This is a genomic window from Rhodanobacter sp. Root480 (assembly GCF_001426645.1).
Lineage (GTDB): Bacteria > Pseudomonadota > Gammaproteobacteria > Xanthomonadales > Rhodanobacteraceae > Rhodanobacter > Rhodanobacter ginsenosidimutans.
This window is the reverse complement of the sequence record NZ_LMEX01000004.1, coordinates 318,401-341,358: the sequence shown is the minus strand read 5'-3', so window position 1 is coordinate 341,358 and position 22,958 is coordinate 318,401. Positions and strand designations below refer to the sequence as shown.

Below are 22,958 nucleotides of genomic sequence, written 5' to 3'. Positions count from 1 at the left end.
GCCGCGCCGCCACGTTGACCCGGCGGTTCCGCACCCGGTGCTACAGTGCGTGGCTTTCCACGCCGGGAGCATGCGCATGACGACAAGCCAGTCAACCTATCCCATCGGCACGCCCGGCCGTCCGTGGGGCGAGGCGGAAGTGGCGGCCTGGCAATCGCGCCAGCGCGTCCAGCGCAGCTACCGGGCCGATGTGCTCGATGCCGTCGACGCGCTGCGTTCGCGTTTCGACGTGATCCCCTACGGCCAGCTGGATTACCCGCCGGACAGCTACCCGCTGCTGGCCATCCGCAGCCGCGACTGGCGCGAGGCGCTGCCCTGCGTGCTGGTGACCGGCGGCGTGCACGGCTACGAGACCAGTGGTGTGCACGGCGCGCTGCAGTTCGCCGACCGGCACGCGGCGGATTACGCGGGCAAGGCCAACCTGATGGTGGTGCCCTGCGTCAGCCCCTGGGGCTACGAGCGGATTCATCGATGGAACATGCGGGCGCTCGATCCCAACCGCTCGTTTCGCGACAACAGCCCGGCGCAGGAATCGGCGGCGCTGATGCGGCTGGTGGCGCCGTTCCGCGATCGCGTGCTGGTGCACGTCGACCTGCACGAAACCACGGACACGGACGAATCGGAATTCCGCCCCGCGCTGGCCGCCCGCGATGGCGTGGCGTACGTGCCCGGCGAAATCCCCGATGGCTTCTATCTGGTGGACGACAGCGAGCATCCGCAGCCGGCGTTCCAGCAGGCCATCATCGACGCCGTGGCCAAGGTGACCCACATCGCACCGGCCGATGCCCGCGGCGAAATCATCGGCTCGCCCGTGGTGGGGCCGGGCGTGATCGCCTATGCGTTGAAGGCGCTGGGCCTGTGCGCCGGCATCACCGATGCGCCTTACAAGACCACCACCGAGGTCTACCCCGACAGCCCGCGCGCGACGCCCGAACAATGCAACGACGCGCAGGTGGCGGCCGTATGCGCGGCGATCGATTACGCGTTGCAACACGCCTGCTAGGGCGACGATCCATCGGCGATGGCGGCGTGGGCGATCAGGATTTCTTGCCGCCGCCGTCCTGCTTGTTCACGGTCGCCCAGGCTATCCGCTCGGCGGTCTTCTCCGACTTGCCTTCCTTCTTCTCGCTCTTCTCGATGTGCGCGGCCTCGCGTTTCTGCTTGTTGGTGTAGGACGATTTGTCACCTTGGGACATGACGGCGCTCCGTTGACGGGTAGGTGTGCAACGTACCGCCCGCGGGGTTAACGCGCAGTCTTGAATCGGCTGCAGCGGTGTGAACAAAAACCGTCGTACCTGCAGGCCTTTTCTTCACATTGCCTGCCATGGCCTTGTGGCATTGATGCGTTTCCACCATCCAAGCTGCGAGGTCGCACCATGAGCCAGGCCCACCAGGAACGCACCTTCGAGGACAGCGGCAAATCCTTCGCCGCGATTTTGAACAGGCAGGACGACGGGCTGTTCAGCGCTACCGTACGGCTCCCCGATGGCTCGCTTCGCACGGTGCCGGCGGAACATTTCGCAAGCGAGGATGAGGCCATGGAAGCGGCGCAATCGTTCGCCCACGAGTTGGTTGGCTCCTGCTAGAGCTACACGTTTGCGGCGGCGCAGTCGCCGCGGACGGGCAGGGAATGGCGCGCCGTTCACCGGCGATGAACGACACCGAGGACGGGCGCGATGGCAATGGCGGTACGGTGGCGACGACACCTGCTCTGGCTGCTGATCGGTGCGGTAGCGGCGGCGCTGATCGGTATTGTCCTGCTGAACCTGTGGCCGCAGGAAAGGCAACTGCAGCAGCGGCTGGGCCATGTAAGTGCGGTGGAAAGCGCGCAGTTTCGGCGCGAGCTCGGCACGCTGCTGGGGCCAAGCGTCAGCGTGGGCAACGCGGTGGCGGATTTCCAGAACGGCGAGGAAATCTTTCCCGCGATGCTGGCGGCGATCCGCGGTGCCCGCCACAGCATCAACATGGAAACCTATATCTACTGGTCGGGCGAGGTCTCGAAACGGTTCATCGAGGCCTTGACCGAACGCGCGCGGGCCGGCGTGAAAGTGCATGTGCTGGCCGACTGGCTCGGCTCCACCCGCATGAAACAGGACGCCATCGATGCACTGCGCGACGGTGGCGTGCGCTTCGAGTATTTCCATCCGCTGCACTGGTACTCGCTCGACCGCATCAACAACCGCACCCACCGCAAGCTGCTGATCGTGGATGGCGAAGTGGCGTTCAACGGCGGCGTGGGCATCGCCGATGCGTGGGAGGGCAACGGCCTGCAACCGGATCGCTGGCGCGACATGCAGTTCCGGGTGGATGGGCCGGCCGCGGCGCAGATGCAGGCCATCTTCGGGGACAACTGGCTGGCCACCACCGGTGAAGCGTTGCTGGGTCCGGACTACTACCCCGAGACACCGGCCCGGGGCGACCTGGCGGTGCAGGCGTTCGCCAGTTCGCCCGAGGGCGGCAGCGAGAACATGCAGCTGATGTACCTGATGGCGATCAACGGTGCCCGCCGCCGCATCGATCTGGAGGCGGCCTATTTCGTGCCCGACGAACTTACCCTCACCGCACTGCGCGATGCGCTGAAGCGTGGCGTGCGCGTGCGGCTGGTGGTGCCCGGCCCGCATGTGGACAGCACGATGGTGCGCAACGCCTCGCAGGCGCAATGGGGCGCGATGCTGCAGGCCGGCGCGCGCATCTACCGTTACCAGCCCGCCTTGTTCCACAACAAGCTGATGATCGTGGACGGCTACCTCACCATCGGCGGCTCGGCCAATTTCGACAACCGCTCGTTCCAGCTCAACGACGAATCCAATATCAACATCTACGACCACGCCTTCGCCGCGCACATGACCGGGGTGATCGACCGCGACATCGCCCGCTCGCGCGAACTCACCCTGGCGCAATGGCGTGAACGGCCCTGGCGCCAGCGCGTGTTCGACTGGCTGTCGTCGCAAGCGGCCGAACAGCTTTAGGCTCGCGCGTTGGCCCTGTGGGAGCGACTTCAGTCGCGATGCCTTTCATGCCGCGATGAAGATCGTAAACACCGCCGCTGACGTCCCTCCCGTAGTGGCGTTCGCCGCGCATTTCCATGGAAAACGCTACCGTCCACACCAGAATGTTTTACGCTGCCGGGACTCTCCATCAGGATCCCCGCCGATGAAACTCTCTCCCGTATGGCGCCACCCGCTGCACCGTGGCGCCGCTGCCGTGGCGATGATGATGCTGGCCTGCACGGCGCTCTCCGCCGGCGCGACGGCACCCACCGTGTCGTTGACGGCGGGCACTATTGCCGGCAACAGCAGCACCGAGGGCGACGTCGCCCTGCGCGAGTTTCACGGCATTCCCTACGCCGCGCCGCCGGTGGGCGCGTTGCGCTGGAAGCCGCCACAACCGGTGGCGCCGTGGTCGGGCGTGCGTGAGGCGAAGCGCTTCGGGCCGCGCTGCATGCAGCGTCCCATCTTCAGCGACATGGTGTTTCGCAGCGACGGCGTCAGCGAGGATTGCCTTTACCTCAACGTGTGGACGCCGGCGCAAGCGACCGGGAACAAGCTGCCGGTGCTGGTGTATTTCTACGGCGGCGGCTACGTGGCGGGCGATGCGTCGGAGCCGCGCTACGACGGTGCCAGCATGGCGGCGCAGGGCATCGTCACGGTGACGGTGAATTACCGGTTGGGCGTGTTCGGCTTCCTGGCCTTGCCGGCGCTCGCCGCCGAATCGCCGCAGCACGCGGCCGGCAACTACGGTTTGCTGGATCAGAACGCGGCGCTGCACTGGGTGCGGCAGAACATCGCCCGCTTCGGCGGCGATCCCGCGAAGATCACCATCGGTGGCGAGTCGGCCGGCTCCATGTCGGTGAGCGCATTGATGGCCTCGCCCTTGTCCAGGGAGGTGATCGCCGGTGCCATCGGCGAGAGTGGCGCGCTGATCGCACCGCTGGCGCCGCTGTCGCGGGCCGTGGCGCAACAGCGCGGCGAGAAGTTCATGGCGCAGGTCGGCGCCGGTTCGCTGGCGGCGTTGCGCGCCATGCCTGCCGATGCCTTGCTGCAGGCCACGGCGGACAAGTCCACGCCCCGGTTCGCACCCGATGTGGACGGCTATTTCCTCACCGAGTCGCCAGCGGTCACCTTCGCGCGCGGCGCACAGGCCGCCGTGCCGCTGCTGCTGGGCAGCAATTCGCAGGAAGGTTCGTATGTCGGCCTGCTCGATGGAAAGGCCCCCACGCCCGCCAACTATCGCGCCGCGCTCGAGCGCCTGTTCGGCGCGCAGGCGCCGCGTGCGCTGGCGCTGTATCCGGGCAATGACGAGGAGGCAGTGAAGCGCTCGGGCATCGCGCTGGCGGGCGACATGTTCATCGCGCACAGCACCTGGCGCTGGATGGATCTGGCCCGCCACACCGGCGATGCACCGGTGTATTTCTATTATTACGACCAGCCGCGACCGGCCAAGCGGCATCCCGCGGCGGGCGAAACCGCCGATGCCGGTGCGGTGCACAGCGCCGAGATCGAGTACGCGCTGGGCAACCTCGACGGCAATCCCGTCTATGCGTGGACGACGGATGACCGCGAGACGTCGCGCATGCTGCAAGGCTATTTCGCGCAGTTCATCAAGCACGGCAACCCGAACGGCGAGGGCCTGCCGGAGTGGCCCGCAGCGACCGAATCCGCCGGTGGACTGCTGCGCCAGACCATCGATGCGCATCCGCACAGCGCCGCGGACAACGGTGCGGCGCGACAGGCATTCCTGCAGCAGTTCTATGCCAGCCAGCCCGGCGCGCTCTGAGGCAAGGCCGCGCGATGTGGCTCTGGTCGTGATTCCCGCCTGACCCGCTTCGTTGCTGGAAGCGGCCCGCGGGATGACGGCTCGCCAGGATTCCCAACGGTTCCGCGCGTGCCAGCTTCCTCCCCGTTTGGGGGCAAGGTGCCCGCGGGGCGGAAGAGGGCGTTCTTGCCCGAATCCCGACAAAACGGACTGGCGTCCTGCTCTCCAGGAGTGCCCGTTAAGGATTTGGCCGTCTGAATCGTCAAGGCGGCGTGCCCCGCTGATTTTCCTCGCCGTCAGCCGTGGCGGAACCGCCTGATTTCCGACTTCCCGACCACTGCGCTTCAGCGAGTTGACTTCACTATATCGGGCGGGTAACGTTACCAAGCTCCCGCGATTCGTGACTCGAATGTAGGAGCCGCTTCCATCGCGTTCCCTTCCGCGGAACGCGTGAGGTCGATGGGGAAGCGTCAGCCGAATGCGTCACGCAGCTCGTCAACACGCCGAGGATCCGGGGAGGATCTGGAATGCTGAACAGAGAGACCGGGAACGCATTTCGCGTTGCACGCGCCATCGTCATGGCCGCCGTCTTGTGGATGGTCGTGCCGGTGGTTTCCGCTGCCGTCCACGGCCCCTGGAATGCGCAGGTCCTGCAAGGTGGCGTCGGGCTCGATGCGCCGATGCCCGATCACGCCACGGTGCTCGACGCGAAGGCCGACTGGAGCGCCCATTCCTGGGTGTATCCGGCGCAGGTGTCGCAAGAAAAAGTATTGCTGGCCGGTTTCGGCGATCCCGCCGGGGCGGCGCGCTACTTCCTGATCGATCACGGTCGGCTGGGATTCTGGTGGGGAAACGCGTCGACCGTGTCATCGCCGGCTGCCTTGAGTGCGGGGCACTGGCATTTCATCGCGGCCGTCTCCAACGCCGACGGTTTCTCGTTGTACCTGGACGGCAAACGGGTGGCGTCCACGACGGCACCGCGGGTCGCGGTTGCCGCGAAGATGGTCATCGCGCCCGTCGCGCCATGGCCCGATGCGGACCACTTCGGTGGCAAGGTGGCCGGTTTCACCGTGCAGGATGGCGCTCTCGACAGCCGCCAGCTGGCGGCCATGGCCAAGCGGCCGCCCGATCCGCAGCTGACCCGGTATGCCGACGCCTCGCCGCACTGGCCGGTGCAGGTCAAACAGATGGCCGGGCAGGTGGAGCCGCAGCCGCCGGCAACCTTGCCGGTGAGTCGCGCGCCGTTTTCCGCGCCTTCCGAAAAAGCGCCAGGCGATCGCATGGCCCTGAAGCCCGACGGCGCGCGGCAGTGGGAGCTGGGACGCTGGCAGCTCGCTTCCGCCACGGAACTCGACGGCGCAAAAGGCACCGCCATTTCGCTGCCGGGTTACGCGGCCGGCAAGCCGTGGATGAAGGCGACGGTGCCGGGCACCGTGCTGACTACCCTGATCGACCGCGGCGTCTATCCCGACCCGGCGTACGGCCTCAACAACATGGCCATCCCCGAGTCGCTGCATCAGCACGACTGGTGGTATCGCACCACGTTCGCCTTGCCGGCCGGGCTTGCCGGCCAGCCGTTGCGACTGACGTTCGACGGCATCAATTACGCCGCCGAAGTGTGGGTCAACGGGCAGCGCGCGGGGCAGGTCGTGGGCGCCTTCATCCGCGGGCAGTTCGATGTCACGGGCTTGCTGAAGCCCGGTCAGGACAATGCGATCGCGGTGCGTGTGTCGCCGCCGCCGAATCCCGGCGTGGCGCACGAACAATCAATCAGCGCCGGCGCCGGCCCCAACGGCGGCATGGAGGCGCTGGATGGCCCCACCTTCATCGCCAACGAAGGTTGGGACTGGATCCCGGCGATCCGCGATCGCGATACCGGCCTGTGGCAGAAAGTGGTGCTGAGCGCAGCCGGCCCGGTGCGGATAGGCGATACCCACGTCGTTACCCGCTTGCCGGATGCGGACCATCACCAGGCGGAAATCGACGTAGACGTGCCGCTGGAAAATGCCGGCGCCACGCCCATTCAGGGGCAACTGCGGATCGCCTTCGGCGACGTCAGCGTGGACAAGGCGGTGACGGTGGCGCCCGGCGGCACGACGGTAAAACTGCGCCCCGCCGAGTTCCCGGCGCTGCGGGTGCAGCACCCACACCTGTGGTGGCCGAACGGCTACGGTGAGCCGTACCTGTACGACATGAAGGTCAGTTTCGCGACGGACGGAAAGACGTCCGATCAATCGCAGTTCCAGTTCGGCATCCGTCAGATCAGCTACGAGCTTTCTCTGTTCGACCGGCAAGGCAGTTTGCGTCGGGTGCTGGTGACGCCGGACATGACGAGCGCTCCGGGCGAACGCCTGGTCGACGTCACCCACAAGGGCATCCGCGAGACGCCGGACGCGTGGGCCTATTCCCTGTTGCCGGCAGCGGAACATTCGCCGGCGGTGACCGAACTGACCGACAAGCGGCTGGCGCCGTACCTGATTCTCCGCGTCAACGGCGTGCGCATCGCGGTGAAAGGCGGCAGCTGGGGCACCGACGATTTCCTCAAGCGCATCTCGCGCGAACGGTTGGAGCCGTACTTCAAGCTGCAACGCGACGCCCACATCAACGTGGTGCGCAACTGGGTGGGGCAGAGCACCGAGCCGGTGTTCTACGAGTTGGCCGACAAGTACGGCCTGCTGGTGTTCAACGATTTCTGGCAGTCCACCCAGGACTACAACCTGGAGCCGCAGGACGATGCGCTGTTCCTGCGCAACGCCGCCGACACCATCAAGCGCTACCGCAACCACCCCAGCGTCGCGCTGTGGTTTGGCCGCAACGAGGGTGTGCCGCAGCCGTTGCTGAATCAACGGCTGGACAAGTTGATCGCGGACCTCGACGGCACCCGGCTGTACATGCCCAGCTCCAATCGCATCAATCTGTGGAACAGCGGCCCGTACAGCTACCAGCCGCCGGCGGCGTACTTCACCACGCTGGCCAAGGGCTTTGCGGTCGAGGTGGGCACGCCGTCGTTTCCCACGCTGGAGTCGTTCGAGGCGATGATGCCCGCGGCCGATCGCTGGCCGATCAGCGACAGCTGGGCGTATCACGACTGGCATCAATCCGGTAACGGCGACGTGGGCAGCTTCATGGCCGCCATGCGCACCGAGTTTGGCGAGGCCACCAGCCTGGCGGACTTCGAGCGCAAGGCGCAGATGATGAACTACGTCAGCTACCGGGCGATCTTCGAGGGCCTGAACGCGGGCCTGTGGACGCAGAACAGCGGCCGGCTGTTGTGGATGAGCCACCCGGCCTGGCCCAGCACCACCTGGCAGATCTACAGCAGCGACTACGACACCCAGGCGTCCTACTACGGCGTCAAGGAAGCGTCCGAGCCGGTGCACGTGCAGATGAACCTGCCCGATCACCGCATCGTGGTGGTCAACAACACCGCCGCGCCGCTGCACGGCCTGACCGTGTCCGCGCACGTCTTTGCGCCCGGTGGGGAAGGGCATCGCGAGCTGGCCACCGGCACCGCCACGCTGGATGCCCCGGCCGTCGCGGTCACGCCGGTGACGATGGCGACGGCCGACATCGGCCGCTTGTCGAGCGAGCACGACCTGGTGTTCGTGCAACTGCAACTGCATGACGCCGGCGGCAAGCTGGTGTCGCGCAATTTCTACTGGGTGGCGCACGAGCCGGCCGACCTGCAGAAGCTTGGCGATTTGCCCCAGGTGGGTCTGGACGTCCGGGCGCAGCGCGACGCGGGCGGCATCCGTGTGGCGGTTCACAACCCGTCGCCGCAAGCAGCGCTCAGCACCAGGTTGACCCTGGTCGATGCACACGGCCAGCGCGTACTGCCGGCTTACTACAGCGGCAACTATCTCAACCTCGCGCCCGGCGAGACCCGTGAGATCACCATAACCGGCGATGACCCGCCCGCGCTGGATGGCGCGGCCAAGGTGGAAGTGCGCGGATGGAACGTGCACGAGCAATCGGTGCCACTGCAAGCACGAAAGCCCACCATCCCGGCACCACACGCGCCGCAAGCCAGCGGCCCATGAGCCATGCATGCCGTCGCCCGACCGGGCGGCGGTGCGTGAAGGCGTGAGCGACCTTCGCTGCGCCGATGGGGAAGTCAGCACTTGATTAGGTAGCGTTACCACAATAACAAGGCCCGACAACAGGATGCGGCTCAAACCGCGGAGGAGAGAGAAATGACCCGTTTCAATTACCGCAATTTCCCGATGAAACCCCTGGTGGTGGCGGTTGCCGCCAGCCTTTCCCTTGGATGCTCGGCAGCGGTGTGGGCGGCGCCCGCCAATGGCGTTGCAGCATCCACGCCAGCGCAGCAATCCACACCGGATCAGAGCACACCGGATCAGAGCAGTGATACCACTGCCAAAAGCGGCGACGAACGCCGCGCCACGCGACTCCAGGCCGTGGTGGTGAGCGCGGGCATCCGCGCCTCGGAGCAGCGCTCGGTGGAATTGAAGCGCAACGCCACCTCGATCCAGGACAGCATTTCCGCCGTGGACATCGGCAAGCTGCCCGACGTGACGATCGCCGACTCGCTGCAACGCATCACCGGCGTGCAGATCAACCGTTCCGGCGGCGAAGGCAGCTCGGTCAACGTGCGCGGCCTGCCGCAGGTGGGCACCACGCTGAACGGCGAGTCGTTCCTCACCGCCGGCTCCATTGTGTCGGTGCAACCCAACTTCACCGACATTCCCTCGCAGCTGTTTTCCGGTGCCGACGTGATCAAGTCGCCCACCGCCAGCCTGCTGAGCAGTGGCATCACCGGCACGATCAATCTGCGCACGCGCCGCCCGTGGGATCTGGAATCGGGCTGGACAGTCGCCGGTGCCGCGGACGGCTCGCATGGCTCCAAGGTGGACAAGTGGAACCCGGAGGCCAACGGCCTGATCGGCTTCAATGACGAAGGCAAGTGGGGCGTGCTGGTTTCGGCCGCCTATTCCGATGACACCCTGGAGAATTCCACCGACGGCATGGACCAGTACGGCGGCAAGTTCTACGGCGAGAATGCGGCCAGCGCGACCGATGGCAGCGGCTTCCTCGGTGGCTTCAATACCGCGCCGATCCCCTCGGCCATCCATCAGCTGGGTGGCGGCAATGTCGACGTCAACGGCAACGGCAACGCCGGCGATGCGTTCTACGGCAGCCAGAACTTCACCGCCATCGACCGCCAGCTCGAGCGCAAGCGGCTGGGCATCAACGCGTCGGCACAGGCCGACCTGGGTGCGGGTTTCACCCTCACCAGCGATGCGTTCTTCACCCGCCAGAAGCAGTTCAACCGGCAGACCGGCTACCAGCTCAACTCGGCCAGCTGGATGGGCGGCACGTTCGTGCCCGTGGTCGCGCGCGATACCGGCAAAACGATCCAGGGCGCGTACAACGGCGACGAAGGCTGGAACCAGCAGCTGTACACCACGCAGGTGTACCAGAAGTGGCTCGGCGACCTGGAGACCTATTCAGAGAACGATGTCACCAACACCATCTCGCGCAACTTCAACCTGCAGCTGGATTACGACAACGGCGGCAATTTCACCGGCAGCGTCCGCGGCATCACGGCCAGCGCGCATGAAACGCTGATGCAAAGCTACGTGCAGTTCGCCGACGCCGATGGCACGGCGTGGCCCAACGATCCGGTCGATGCGGCGCCGCCGGGCACCTTCATCTATCCGGGCAGCAACCGGGTATTCAACCCGAACGGCTTCGCGCCCAACGTGGTGCCGGTCACCGTCGACATGCGCGGCGACCATCTCGCGATCACGCTGCCGCAGGCACTGCAGACCTACCTGTCCGATCCGAACAACTACGCGTTGAAGACGGTGTCCAGCGAAGGCAACCATGAGCGCGAAAGCAACATGAACATCCTGCGCGCCGACGGTCACTATCGCTTCAATGACTCCGGCTTCAAGCTCGACTTCGGCATACGCAGCAGCATCCGTTCGGCGTCGAACATCAACTTCAACATGGTGGCACCGGTCTATGCCGGCAACGGCGCCAGCGACCCGAATGGTTGCCTGGTGCGCTGGAAGGCCGCCGACGTGGTGTTGAATGGCGGCGGCATCGACGGCGCCTGCACTGCGGGCAACGCGCAGGGCTTCTACCGCGCCGGCGTCATTTCCGCGCAGAACCCCAGCCAGCTGCCCGGGATCATCGGCAACAACATGCGCCACGACAACGGCCTGGCCGGCGTCAGCGGCGTGAGCATCTACAACCTCGATCCCAAGGCGATGGACAACCCGCTCGCGTTCCAGGAAGCCCTGTACCCGGGTGAGCAGCGCAACGTCGATCCGGGCGGCACCTGGGCCGTGCGCCTGAAGGAGCGCACCGCTTATCTGCAGGCCGATTTCGACAGCGACGGCGAAGTGCCGATCAGCGGCAACCTGGGCCTGCGCATGGTGCGCACCACGCTGGATGTCACCCAGCATGCGGTGGGCGATGCCGCGCCGTACGGCCTGCTGGCCGCGGACAACGGCACCATCCGCAGCTCGCGCACGTATACCGACTACCTGCCGGCATTGAACCTGGCGTTCGACTTCACGCCGGAACTCAAGCTGCGCCTGGCGTACTCGAAGAACATGATGCCGTTGAACCTCGACCAGTGGGGCGGTGGCCTGACCCTCAACTACGGCATCGACACCTCGACGCCCGGTTCCACGCTGTTCCGCGTGCTGGGGGGCAACTCCTCCGGCAACCCCGACCTCGACCCGTGGCGCTCGTCGAACTACGACGCCTCGCTCGAGTACTACATGAGCCCGTCGACCATGGTCAGCGTGGCCGCGTTCTACATCGACGTGGACAGCTTCATCAACAACGGCAGCGTGCAGAACTGCGCCTTGCCCGACCAGGATGGCGTGGTGCGCAACCACTGCGTATCGATCAACGGGCCGGTGCAGGGCGGTGGCAACTGGCTGCACGGCTTCGAGTTCGGCCTGAAGCAGGACTTCAAGTTCCTGCCCGGCATCTGGTCGAACTTCGGCCTCGGCGCCAACTTCACCTTCTCGCCCAGCAACACGGGCACCGACCTGGCCGGCAACGACATCCCGTTCCAGGACAACTCCAAGAAGCAGGCCAACCTGGTCGTCTGGTATCAGGATGACAAGTTCGAGGCACGCGTGGCGGGCAACTACCGCTCCAAGCGCGCCGTGTCGCAGAACTTCGGCGGCATCCAGGGCATGGAGGAGTACCAGGCGCCCACGTTCTACGTCGATGCCTCGGTCAGCTACAAGGTGACGCCGAACGTGGAGGTCTACGCGCAAGGCTCCAACCTCACCAACGAGCATGAGCGCTACTACCTGGTGTGGCCTGATCAGGTAGCCAACACGACGCAGTTCGAGCGTCGCGTGATGCTGGGTGTTCGCGCCCACTTCTGAGCGAAGTGAGCGCGTGGTGCGCCGGGCAGTTGCCGCAAGCGACTTCCCGGCGTGGCCATGCTGAAGGGACGCGGCAGTGCACATTCGCCGCGTTCTCATCGTTCCGAGCTGTTCGAAGTGGCGTATTACACTCGGTCGACACTGGCCGCAGGTTCGACCGACCCGAACGGCGAGCGGCGAGGTCGGTGGCAATCCGAAAGCCGACCATCACTAACCCACGGTGAGGCTGCCATGTCGTCAACCAGAATCTTCATCCGCCGCCATGGGCGCCGGATCGCCATCGCCCTGCTGACCCTGTCCGGCATGTGCGCCGCGCATGCCGCGGATGTGGGCACCGACGCCTGGTCGTCAGTCGATCCACGCATCGGCACCGGCGGCGACGGCCACACATTTCCCGGCGCCACGGTGCCGTTCGGCATGATCCAGCTAAGCCCGGACACGGCGATGCCGGATTTCAAGCATGCGTACAGATGGGCCGCCGGTTACCAGTACGGCGACAGCAGCATCATGGGTTTTTCGCATACGCATTTTTCCGGTTCCGGCCATTCGGATCTGGGCGACGTGTTGCTGATGCCGATCGCCGGTGAGGTGCGGTTGGAGCCGGGCGACCCGGCCAAACCGGGCAGCGGCTATCGCTCGCGCTTCTCGCATGACAGCGAGGTGGCGCAGGCCGGCTATTACGCGGTGACGCTGAGCGATTACGGCGTGCGCGCCGAGCTCACCGCCGGGCGCCGGGTCGGCTGGCATCGCTACACCTTCCCGGTGAGCAAGCCGGCGCACGTGTTGCTGGACCTGCGCCCGAGCATCTACGACTACGACGGCAAGGTGTTGTGGGCCAACCTGCGCGTGCACGACGACGGCACGGTCACCGGCTGCCGCACCACGCGCGGCTGGGCACCGGGGCGGGAGCTGTGTTTTGCCATGCGTTTCTCGCAGCCGATGACCTCACGCCAGTTGCTCGATCGCGAAACCGATGTCGTCTACAAGGGCTTCAAGGGGCCGGGCAACCAACCCGTGGACCGCGATGCGCAGAACGGCCGCGCGCTGGTCGGTGTGTTCGATTTCGGCGCGTTGAAGAAGCCGCTGGAGGTGAAGGTGGCGATCTCGCCGGTGAGCGAAGCCAACGCGGTCGCCAATCTGGACAAGGATGGCGCCGGTTGGGATTTCGACGCCCGCCGCGCGGAGGCGAAAGCCGCCTGGGCCAAGGCATTGGCGGTGGTCGACATCGATGCGCCGAAGACCGCCAGAACGCAGTTCTACACCGCGCTGTACCACGCGATGCTGTCGCCGACGCTGAGCATGGACGTCAATGGCGATTACCGCGGACCGGATCACGCGGTGCACCGCGCCAGGGATTTCGAGTTCTATTCCACCTGGTCGCTGTGGGACGTATATCGCGCGCAGCAGCCGTTGATGGTGCTGCTGCATCCCGCGCGCAGCACCGATTTCATCCGCTCGTTGATCGCTGCGCGCGAGGCCAGCCCGTTCGGCATCCTGCCGGTGTGGGCGTACCAGGGGCTGGAGACGTGGTGCATGATCGGTTACCACGCGGTGCCGGTGATCGCCGACGCCTACATCAAGGGCGTGCGTGGCTTCGATGCGGCCAGGGCGTTGGACGCGATGGTGGCCAGCGCCAGCTACGGCCCCTACGGCGACCTGGCCGATTACATGAAGCTGGGCTACGTACCGATCGACAAGGAGCCCGAAGGCGCCTCGAAGACGCTGGAATACGCCTACGACGACTGGTCGCTGGCGCAGATGGCGAAGGCGATGGGCAAGACCGACATCGCCGCCACCTTCGAAAAGCGCGCCGGCAACTGGAAGAACGCGTGGGACCCGCAGACCGGCTTCATGCGCGCCCGGCTCGCCGACGGCACGTTCCGCGAGCCGTTCGATCCCACCGCGGCGGGCTACGGCAGCGATTTCACCGAGGGCAATGCCTGGCAATACTCGTGGTACGTGCCGCAGGACGTGGCCGGCCTGATCGGTGCGATGGGCGGCGATGAAAAATTCGTGGCCAAGCTCGATGCCCTGTTCGACGCCAAGGTCGACCCCGCGCATTTCAAGCACGTGGAGGACATCACCGGCCTGATCGGCTGGTACGCCCACGGCAACGAGCCCAGCCACCACATCGCCTATCTCTACGATTACGCCGGCGCAGCGTGGAAGACGCAGGCGCGGCTGAAGCAGATCATGGACAGCCAGTACGCGGCGCGGCCCGACGGCCTCAGCGGCAACGACGACCTGGGCCAGATGTCGGCCTGGTACGTGTTCACCGCGCTGGGCTTTTATCCGGTGACGCCTGGTAGCGATGAATACGCGATTGGCCGTCCCTTCGTGGCGCGTGCCAGCCTGCATGTCGGCAACGGCCGCACGTTCACGGTCAGCGCCTCGCCGCTGGATGATGCCCACCCCTACGTGGGCGCAGTGACGCTCAACGGCAAACCGCTGACGCGCACGTTCCTGCGTCATGCGGAGATTGTTGCCGGCGGCGAGTTGCATTTCAGCATGCAGGCACAGCCCGACAAACGTTGGGGCACCGCTATTTCGGCGCGGCCCGCGTCGATGAGCGCTTACCAACCGTAACCCGCGGCGGCGCGAGCTACGAGGCGGGCGGCGGCGTCTTGCGCGGACGCCGCGGTCCGGGCGCGGATTGCCGGCCCTGGGCCGCGTCGATGGCGTCGATCCATCCCGCGCGCGCCGTGGGGAAGGCGTCGGCGTAGGGCACGTAAGGTTTGATGTCGAGGATCGGCGTGCCGTCGAGCAGATCCATGCCGCGCACGCGCAGCCGCGTTTCTTCCACCGCTACCAATTCCACGGCCGATAGCCCGATCGCGTTGGGCCGGTGCGGTGAACGGGTGGCCAGCACGCTGCGCTTGCCACCGCCGCGCGGTGGTTTCACTTCGGCCTTCCAGCCCTCGCTGCGATGGAAGGCAAACACCAGCCAGATGCGCTCGAACCCGGCCAGGTCGCGAAACGCGGCTGCCGGAAAACCCTCGACGAATTCGATCACCGCCTCGGCCGCCACCGCCGTGGCCGTGCCCGCCACTACGGTGGACTGGTGGGGCGCGTCGATGCGCTGCGTATACGGTGACCGCGCATGGGCGATGGCGTGGCAGGGCAGGAAGTAGGGCGTGTCGTGCATGGTCGAAGCGGGTACGGGGGAGCGCCATTATTCCATTGTTGGCCGGGGCTCCGGTTCGTGGCTGACTGCATCACGAGCCGGGTGAACCCGTTTTCACCCGGGTGGTCGTGTCGAGACGCGAAACACCGGCACGGGTTGACGCACCGGTCACGCTCCGTAAGGCCACGATGTGGCATGGTGAGCTGGGCAGTTTCCAAGGATCCGTGCATGACCGACGCTCCCCAACCTGCGGCAGAAGACGATCGCGCGGAGCGGCTTGTGGCCTTGTCGGCACTGGATACCGAGGCCGATCCGCTGTTCGACGCGCTGGCCCGCAGCACCGCCATTGCGACTGGCGCACCGATCGCGCTGATCACCCTGATCGACAATGAGCGCCAGTGGTTCAAGGCCAACATCGGTTTCGCCGGCACGCGCGAGACGCCGCGTGACGTGGCGTTCTGTGCGCAGACCATCCTCGGTCCCGAGCTCATGGAAGTCACTGATGCCAGCAGCGATCCGCGCTGGGCCGAGAACCCGCTGGTGACGGGGTATCCGGGTATCCGTTTTTATGCGGGGATGCCATTGACGCTGCACGACGGTGTTCGTGTCGGTGCGCTGTGCATTCTTGATCGCACGCCGCGCAAGTTGGATGACGGGCAGCGTCGGATACTGGCAGCGCTGGCCGCGGCGGTGACCGAGGCGCTGGAGTTGCGCATGCGGACGCTGCAGCAGCAGGCCGCGCAACAACGCCAACGCGAGGACGCCGTTTCGCGCCTGGAGGCGGCGAAAGCGGCGGCCGTACTGGTCGCCCGCACCGACAAGCTGATGGGATCGGGGCGGTGGTCGCTTGATCTGGACACGAAACAGATCCATTGGTCCGATGAAACCTGCGCCGTCCACGACATGCCGCCGGGCCATCGCCCGACCTTGATCGAGGCGTTCAACTATTACACGCCAGAAGCCCGGCCAAAGATCGAATTGGCCGTAAAGGCGGCCATGATCGGGTCACATGGAAGCTGGGACATGGAGTTGCCCATGCTTACCGCCAAGGGCCGCAATATATGGGTGCGTACCATCGGTTTTGCACAGATGCAGCCGGCACCCGCGCGGCTGGTGGGCGTGGTCCAGGACATTTCCATCCGTCGGCGTGTCGTGGCGGCGCTGGAAGCCAGCGACCGCCGCTTCCGCAAGCTGTTCGAGTTCAGCCTGGGCCTGATCTGCACGCACGACTACGAAGGCGTGCTGCTGTCGGTGAACCCCGCCGCGGCGGCGTCGCTGGGCTATTCCGTGGGCGAACTGCTGGGGCGGCCGTTGACCGATTTCATCCCCGTCGAAAGGCATGCCGCCTTCCACAGCTACCTGTTGCAGTTGATGACCAAGGATCGCCACGCAGGCATGCTGGAACTGGTTGCCAAGGACGGCGGCCGGCGCGTGTGGCAATACCAGAGCGTGCTGGACGACCAGAGCGACGAGCCCTATGTGCTGGGGCATGCACTGGACATCACCGAGCGCTACCAGCAGGAGTTGCGGCTGTGGGACGAGGCCACCCGCGACCCGCTCACCAAGTGCTTCAACCGCCGTCACCTGGACAACCTGTCCGCTGCGTTCGCGTCCGAGGCGTGGGGCTGCATCACCATCGACCTGGATCACTTCAAGCAGGTCAATGACCAGTACGGGCATCAGCGCGGCGACGAGGTGCTGGTGGCGATGGCCCGGTTCCTGTTTCGCCATGCCCGGCGCGACGACCCGGTGGTACGGCTGGGCGGCGATGAATTCCTGCTGTTGCTGCGCGGCGCGGATGACGAGGCAACCGCGCGGGTGGCGCGCGAGCTCGAAGCGGACCGTGCCTCCGCACCGATCGGATTCACCCTGGGCGCGGCCAGTTTCGGCCACGGCGTGTCGCTGTCCGACGGGCTGGGCGAGGCGGATCGGCGGCTTTACCAGCGGCGCGCGATCGATCGCGCACCGCCTGCGGACGCCGCCGATCGGGTCAGCTGACTTCGCTGCCCAGGCGCAGGTTGATGCCCAGCGCGGTGGCCAGTTCGCGCATCGGCTCCGCGTCGCGGGTCAGCGTGATCCAGCCGGCGTGGCTGTCGTTGTCGGCCTCCCACGCCCACAGCGTGTAGCCATGTTCGGCAAGGCAGTCGTAGGCGGTGCCCAGCAGCGAGGCGCCATCCATGTCCTCGAAGAAGTCGTCATCGGCCGGGTCGCCGTTCCAGTCGATCGACAGGTTCCAGCGGGCGCACAACTCGTCGATCACCTGCACCAGCGCCCGCGAATCGCCGACGTCGATGTGGAAGCCGGAGCGCCAGTCGATCACGTGGGCGACCATGTGGACCGGCTCGTAGCTGTCCTCGGCCATCGACGCCACTGTCTCGCGGTAATCGTCGAACTGCTGCAACGCGGTGTCCTCGTCGCCCGGGTTGATCAGCTGCAGCAGCTGCCACACCAGCGTTTCCACGGAGGCATCCTCGATGTCGTCGAACGCGTCGTCCGCATCGTAGTCGTCGTCGGAAACACTCATGGGGGCACGTCTCGGGAGGAGGATGCCTATGGTTGCGCGTGCGGGCGGGATTGGAAAGCCTGCCGCACCGCCGGTGGCGGCCTAAGCCGATCCTAACGTCGCCGTTGCACACTGCTGCTTCCCACGCCTGGACGTCCCGGCCAGGTACGCGCCGGCTTTTTGCTAGAGTCCCGGCGCAGACAACGGACTGAAGAATGACAACGATCGACGACGATACGCGTGCCCGGCGCATGTTCTGGTGGTTCATGGCGGTGGCGCTGGTGGTGCTGGCCGCGGGCATCGGGCTGCGCGACCCGTGGCCGCCGGATGAGCCGCGCTTCGCGCTGGTCGCGCACCAGATGCTGACATCCGGGCAGTGGCTGTTCCCGCATCGCGGGATCGAGCTGTATTCGGACAAGCCGCCGCTGTTGATGTGGTGCGAGGCGATCACCTTCTGGCTCACCGGCGGCTGGCGCGGTGCCTTCCTGTTGCCCTCGCTGCTGGCCGGGCTGGGCAGCCTGCTGGTGGTCTATCGCACAGGGCGGCGGCTGTGGAATGCGCGCATCGGTTTGCTGGCGGCGGTGCTGCTACTGGCGGCGATCCAGTTTGTGGATGTGATCAAGCACGCGCAGATCGACCCGCTGCTGCTGTTCTGGGTAACCATTGGCAATGCCGGCCTGCTGGTGCACTGCCTGCGCGGCCCGGACTGGCGCGCGTATTGGCTGGGCTGCTTCGCGGCGGGGCTGGGCGTGATCACCAAGGGTGTCGGCGTGCTGGTTCTGCTGATGCTGCTGCCGTATCTGTTTGCGCGGCTGCGGCACTGGCCGGGGGTGACGCAAACCCGTGGCGATGGCTGGCGCTGGGCCGCGGGTGCGCTGGCGTTCCTGCTGCCGATCGGCTTGTGGCTGGTGCCGATGCTGGTGGCGGCCTACGGCTTCAATACCCCCGAATATATCGCCTACGTGCAGGATCTGCTGTTTCGCCAGACCGCCCAGCGTTACGCCAATTCATGGGCGCATGCGGAGCCGGCCTGGTTCTTCCTCCTGGTGATGGCGCGCGACTGGTTTCCGGTTTGCCTGCTGATCCCGCTGCTGTTGCCGGCGTGGCGCGACGCGTTGCGCGGCCGCGAGGCACGCGTATTGCTGCCGTTGGCGTGGTGGTTGCTGGCCTTGCTGTTTTTCAGCATCCCCTCGGGCAAGCGCGAGATCTATCTATTGCCCGCGTTGCCGATGGTGGTGCTGGCGATGGCGCCGTTCGTGGATGGTTTGCTGGTCAAGCGCTGGTTTTCGCGGGCCGCGTTTGCGCTGGGCGTGCTGATGGGCGTGGTTTTCCTGGCCGCAGGTGCCTGGGCGTTATCGGCTCACCCGCGTGCCGCGCAGCGTATCGCCGCCGGCTACGAACTGCCCGATGGTGGCGCCACGCTGTGGTGGTGCGCGATCGGCGTGGGCGTGCTGTTTGTGCTGGCGGCGGCGTGGTTCCGCCCCCGCCGTGGCGTGTTGGCGCTGCTGGTGGGGTTGGGCGCGGCATGGGTGGCCTGGCCGGTCAGCACGTACCCGCTGCTCAATGACAACCAGTCGGTGCGCTCGCTGATGCGCAGCGCGGATGAGCGGATCGGCCCCGACGGTGAGCTGGCGCTGGTGCAGTGGCGCGAGGAGCTGCTGCTGCAGGCGCGACGGCCACCGGTGGAATTCGGCTTCTCGCGGCCCCCGGCGGCGCAGATGCACGATGCGCTGGCATGGCAGGCGCAGGCGCCGCAGCGGCGCTGGATCCTGGTCAACAGCGAGGCGCTCGGCCCCTGCGTGGATCCGGCGCGGGTGGTTCGGCTGGGCGTGGCCAACCGCAATGCCTGGTGGCTGTTCGACGCGGCGGCGGTGAAGCCGGGTTGTTCGATGGCGCCGCAATGAGTCGGCAGCGCCTCGCGCAACGCCGGTGGCGTTCAGGTCACGCCGGCCTGGCAACGGCGCACCAGCCGCTCGAATTTCCGGCGGTTGACGGTGGCGTTGTGGCGGCGGCTCATGGAGCGGTGCGGGATGATGTTTTTCTCGCCGAAGCCATCGATCATCATCAGCCGCGGCGCGGTGCCGTCGTTGCTGCCGTAAACCATGTTGAACGCGTGCAGGTCGGTGGCGATCACGTTGTGCCGCAGCAGTGCGGCGAGCAGGTCGTCCAGCGCCTGCCGCATCGCGTCGGTGAAGCCGTCGCGGCCCAGCCAGGTTGCCAGCGTGGGTGCCAGCGCGCCATCGGCGCCGAGGATCTTTTCCACCAACAGCCCCACGCCAAGGTCGGTGTCGGCCAGGCCGATGACCGCCGCCAGCGGGGTCGGGCCCGGGTCGGCGTGGCGCGAGGCCAGGTATTCCTTGAACTCGCGCACGTAGCCGCGATACGGGCCGGTGCGCGGCCACCGGGCCGTCGCCGCGGCGTTTTCGATCAGGTCGGCGCGGATCACCTTCACCAGTTGCCCCGGTTGTTCCGGGTGCTGGTACACCTGCCGGTGCTTGCCGGTGGCGATCGGCGTGGCCTGGCTGAGTTGAAGCATGCGTGGCATCCCTGTTCGACTAGGCGGTCATTGTGCGGCAGCGCCGCAACGATCGCATCCCGCGGCGCATTCGTAGCGCTGCGCTAAACTGCACGGCTTCACCGGAGACTTCGTATGCGACGGCTTTCCTGGCGCTTTTTTGCGGCCACCATGGTTCTGCTGACGCTCAGTCGGCTCGGTCTGTCGGTGTGGCTCTGGTCGCGGGTGCAGCCGGCGGGTGGGCTGTGGCCGATCCTGTTCGGCGGCTGGCGCATCGACCTGAGTTTCCTGGCGATGGTTTGCGCGTTTCCCATCCTGTTGTCGCCATGGCTGGGCCATCTGGCCTGGCCCACGCGCATCACCGCGTGGTGGTATCGCGTGTGGTGGCTGCTGTTCGTGCTGCTGGAAGTGTCCACGCCGCAGTTCATCCTGGAATACGACACCCGCCCGAACCGGCTCTACATCGAATACCTCAACAGCCCGCACGAGGTGTCGGCGATGTTGTGGCACGGCTACAAGGGCGTGCTGTTTTGCGGACTGGTCGTGCTGGGGCTGCTGGGTTGGTGGGGCTTCCGCTGGCTGCGCACGCAGCCGGTCGATGCGCGCATGAAACTCTGGTGGCGGCCGGTGGTGACGGCCGTGGCGTTTGCCGTGCTGTTGCTGGTGGCGCGCGGCACGCTGGAGCATCGCCCGCTCAACGCGTCGATGGTGGCCTTCAGCGACGACAGCATGGTCAACACGCTGCCGCTGAACTCCCTCTACAACGTGGCCAACGCGATCCGCGGCATGAGCAACGAGCGCTCCGCCGCAGCCGTCTACGGCAAGATGCCCGAGCCCGAGATGCAGCACATCGTGCGCGAGGCGGCGGGTTTCAGCGGCCCCATGCTCGACCCGAAATATCCCAGCATGCATCGCCAGCAGGCCAGCGCGAAACCGGCCAAGCCTTTCAACCTGGTGATCATCATGGAGGAGAGCCTGGGCGCGCAGTTCATCGGCACGCTGGGCGGGCAGCAGCTGTCGCCGCAGTTCGATGCGCTGTCGAAGCAGGGCTGGTTGCTGGCGCGTACCTACGCCACCGGCACGCGCTCGGTGCGCGGGCTGGAAGCGGTCAACACGGGCTTCCTGCCGACGCCGGCCGAGGCGGTGCTGAAGCTGCCACGCAGCCAGCGCGGTTTCTTCACCATCGCCGGCCTGCTGGGCGAATTCGGCTACCACTCGCGCTTCATCTACGGCGGCGAGGCGCATTTCGACAACATGAAGTCGTTCTTCCTGGGCAACGGTTTCGACGAGGTGATCGACCAGCCGAAGTTCGAGATCAAGCCCGGTTTCACGGGGTCGTGGGGCGCGTCCGACGAGGACATGTTCAACGAGCTGCATCACCGCTTGATGCAGGACGGCGACAAACCCAACTTCACCCTGGCCTTCAGCGTCTCCAACCACACGCCGTGGGAATATCCGGCCGGCCGCATCAAGGCCACGGAGCCTGCGGCCAGCGTGCAGAACACCGTGCGTTATGCCGACTGGGCGATCGGGCAGTTCTTCGAGCGGGCGAAGAAATCGCCGTACTGGGATCACACCGTGTTCCTGATCGTGGCCGACCACGACGCCCGCGTGTTCGGCGCCAGCCTGGTGCCGGTGCGGCATTTCCACATTCCCGCGCTGATCCTGGGCGCGGGCGTGCCGGTGCAGCGCGACGAGCACATCGTCAGCCAGATCGACCTGGCGCCCACGCTTCTGTCGCTGATCGGCATCAGCAGCGTGCACCCGATGCTGGGCGCCGACCTCACCCGGCGTTATCCGGACCGGGCGATCATGCAGTACGGCGACAACTACGGTTACCTGAAATACGACCAGCTGGTGGTGCTGCAGCCGCACCAGGGCGCGAAGCAATTCCACTACGACGTGGGCGCCGAAACGCTTACCCCGGTGCCGCTCGACCCGACGCTGGACAAGCTGGCGCTGGCGCACGCGTTGTGGCCGAGCTGGGCCTACTTCAACCAGCGCTACGTGTTGCCGCCGACCAGCGAGCAGCATGCGGTGCCGGCCAGCGCCGGCAGCGCGGCCAAACCAGCGGTGGTGCCGATCAAGGTGAACACGCCCGATTGTTGCGTGACACGGCAGCTTTAGAAAAACAAAAACCCGGCACGATGCCGGGTTTTTGTTGTGGAAGCGCGTAAAGCTCAACGCAGCAGCGAGCGCAGCATCCACGCGGTTTTCTCGTGCTCCTTCAGGCGGCCGGTGACCATGTCGGCGGTGCCTTCGTCGCCCGCCTTGTCGGCGACCTTGATCGTCTCGCGGGCAGTGGCAGCGGCGATCTCGTGGCCTTCCACCAACTGGCCGACCATCTCCTTCCATTCCGGCACGCCGGGCTCTTCCTTGATCGAGGTGAGCTTGCCGAACTGGCTGTAGGAACCGGGCGCGAACACGTCCAGCGTGCGGATGCGCTCGGCCACCTCGTCGGCGGCCAGCCACAATTCGTTGTACTGCGTCTCGAACATCGCGTGCAGGCTGTTGAACTGCGGCCCGGTGACGTTCCAGTGGAAGCTGTGGGTTTTCAGGTAGAGCGAATACGTGTCGGCCAACAGCTTGGACAGGTTCTTGGCGACTGCTTCGCGATCCTTTTTGGCGATACCGATGGAAATGGCCATGTGTTGCTCCTTCTTGGTGATCGATGCGATGGAC

The 22,958-nt window shown here is 66.2% G+C and carries 14 protein-coding genes and 1 pseudogene; 10 read left to right on the top strand and 5 right to left on the bottom strand.

Translation table 11 applies throughout. From position 1 onward, the window contains the following. The first annotated feature begins 76 nt into the window (after positions 1-76). Positions 77-1,003, top strand: a complete 927-nt coding sequence (locus ASD22_RS15975; protein WP_056085616.1) for a M14 family metallocarboxypeptidase — start codon at positions 77-79, stop codon at positions 1,001-1,003. Positions 1,004-1,040: 37 nt separating this feature from the next. On the opposite strand, the pseudogene ASD22_RS16945 reads toward ASD22_RS15975, so the two are convergent. Continuing rightward, positions 1,041-1,196 (bottom strand): annotated as a pseudogene (locus ASD22_RS16945) (HupB); the annotation flags it as partial. 180 nt (positions 1,197-1,376) lie between these two features. Here ASD22_RS16945 and ASD22_RS15965 point away from each other — a divergent pair. The 6 genes from ASD22_RS15965 to ASD22_RS15940 all read left to right on the top strand — a co-directional run bounded on the left by ASD22_RS15965 (position 1,377) and on the right by ASD22_RS15940 (position 14,720). Next, the gene (locus tag ASD22_RS15965; protein ID WP_056085530.1) at positions 1,377-1,586 is read left to right on the top strand and encodes a hypothetical protein; all 210 of its coding nucleotides are present in this window, start codon (positions 1,377-1,379) and stop codon (positions 1,584-1,586) included. Between the two features lie 120 nt (positions 1,587-1,706). Beyond that, positions 1,707-2,969 carry a phospholipase D-like domain-containing protein gene (locus ASD22_RS15960; RefSeq protein WP_056085615.1) on the top strand — a complete coding sequence of 421 codons (1,263 nt, stop codon included), beginning with the start codon at positions 1,707-1,709 and terminating at the stop codon, positions 2,967-2,969. 184 nt (positions 2,970-3,153) lie between these two features. Further along, complete coding sequence (locus tag ASD22_RS15955; RefSeq protein ID WP_056085529.1) at positions 3,154-4,776, top strand: carboxylesterase family protein; 1,623 nt, start codon at positions 3,154-3,156, stop codon at positions 4,774-4,776. Positions 4,777-5,333: 557 nt separating this feature from the next. Then, positions 5,334-8,795 (top strand): LamG-like jellyroll fold domain-containing protein, encoded by a 3,462-nt coding sequence (locus ASD22_RS15950; RefSeq protein WP_235577671.1) that lies wholly within the window; start codon positions 5,334-5,336, stop codon positions 8,793-8,795. 153 nt (positions 8,796-8,948) lie between these two features. After that, the gene (locus ASD22_RS15945) at positions 8,949-12,134 is read left to right on the top strand and encodes a TonB-dependent receptor (protein ID WP_056085528.1); all 3,186 of its coding nucleotides are present in this window, start codon (positions 8,949-8,951) and stop codon (positions 12,132-12,134) included. Between the two features lie 231 nt (positions 12,135-12,365). Further along, positions 12,366-14,720, top strand: a complete 2,355-nt coding sequence (locus ASD22_RS15940; RefSeq protein ID WP_056085527.1) for a GH92 family glycosyl hydrolase — start codon at positions 12,366-12,368, stop codon at positions 14,718-14,720. A 16-nt stretch (positions 14,721-14,736) separates the two neighbouring features. Here the strand turns inward: ASD22_RS15940 and tsaA are convergent, their stop codons facing one another. After that, complete coding sequence (tsaA, locus tag ASD22_RS15935; RefSeq protein ID WP_056085526.1) at positions 14,737-15,279, bottom strand: tRNA (N6-threonylcarbamoyladenosine(37)-N6)-methyltransferase TrmO; 543 nt, start codon at positions 15,277-15,279, stop codon at positions 14,737-14,739. A gap of 207 nt (positions 15,280-15,486) precedes the next feature. On the opposite strand from tsaA, the gene ASD22_RS15930 reads away from it, so the two are divergent. Further along, the gene (locus tag ASD22_RS15930; protein ID WP_056085525.1) at positions 15,487-17,256 is read left to right on the top strand and encodes a diguanylate cyclase; all 1,770 of its coding nucleotides are present in this window, start codon (positions 15,487-15,489) and stop codon (positions 17,254-17,256) included. Here ASD22_RS15930 and ASD22_RS15925 read toward each other — a convergent pair. Beyond that, positions 17,249-17,782 carry a hypothetical protein gene (locus tag ASD22_RS15925; RefSeq protein WP_056085524.1) on the bottom strand — a complete coding sequence of 178 codons (534 nt, stop codon included), beginning with the start codon at positions 17,780-17,782 and terminating at the stop codon, positions 17,249-17,251. The genes ASD22_RS15930 and ASD22_RS15925 overlap by 8 nt on opposite strands. Before the next feature lie 194 nt (positions 17,783-17,976). Between ASD22_RS15925 and ASD22_RS15920 the strand changes: the two genes are divergently transcribed. Beyond that, positions 17,977-19,665 (top strand): glycosyltransferase family 39 protein, encoded by a 1,689-nt coding sequence (locus tag ASD22_RS15920; RefSeq protein ID WP_082520309.1) that lies wholly within the window; start codon positions 17,977-17,979, stop codon positions 19,663-19,665. Between the two features lie 32 nt (positions 19,666-19,697). Here ASD22_RS15920 and ASD22_RS15915 read toward each other — a convergent pair whose 3' ends face one another. Beyond that, the gene (locus ASD22_RS15915) at positions 19,698-20,297 is read right to left on the bottom strand and encodes a YrbL family protein (protein WP_162245082.1); all 600 of its coding nucleotides are present in this window, start codon (positions 20,295-20,297) and stop codon (positions 19,698-19,700) included. 114 nt (positions 20,298-20,411) lie between these two features. Between ASD22_RS15915 and ASD22_RS15910 the strand changes: the two genes are divergently transcribed. Continuing rightward, on the top strand, positions 20,412-22,403 hold the full coding sequence (locus ASD22_RS15910) for an LTA synthase family protein (protein ID WP_056085522.1): 1,992 nt from the start codon (positions 20,412-20,414) through the stop codon (positions 22,401-22,403). A gap of 53 nt (positions 22,404-22,456) precedes the next feature. Here the strand turns inward: ASD22_RS15910 and ASD22_RS15905 are convergent, their stop codons facing one another. Next, positions 22,457-22,924, bottom strand: coding sequence for a Dps family protein (locus ASD22_RS15905; protein ID WP_056085521.1), 468 nt, complete (start codon positions 22,922-22,924; stop codon positions 22,457-22,459). Between the last annotated feature and the right edge of the window lie 34 nt (positions 22,925-22,958).